Genomic DNA, 248 nt, shown 5'->3' with positions numbered 1-248 from the left:
AGCACGGGGCTCCGCACTATGGGTACACCCGATGGGATCTAAAATACAATTTTGAAACCGATGGGTTTGCAGCGGATTTCGTGGCTGGCAGCCCCATTTTTCATTTGCCGGTTGGTCACTATGAGACGAAGCTGAATATCTTTGTGTTGGGCGTGGGACCTTTTAAACCCGCACGAGGGCTCGGAAATTATAAATCTTACGAAGTCAGTAAAAGAGATCTTAGGAGTTTCTCTCTTCCTGCTGCTCAG

At 48.0% G+C, this 248-nt stretch carries 1 protein-coding gene; it reads left to right on the top strand.

Going from position 1 to position 248, the window contains the following annotated elements:
* Positions 1-248: hypothetical protein (locus SB765_RS32335; RefSeq protein WP_410932855.1), on the top strand; the 248-nt coding region annotated here is incomplete at both ends.

It is taken from the genome of Pseudomonas sp. SIMBA_067 (assembly GCF_046534675.1).
Taxonomy (GTDB): domain Bacteria; phylum Pseudomonadota; class Gammaproteobacteria; order Pseudomonadales; family Pseudomonadaceae; genus Aquipseudomonas; species Aquipseudomonas putida.
Note: the sequence above shows the minus strand (reverse complement) of the source record. Positions and strands in the feature narration are given on the sequence as shown.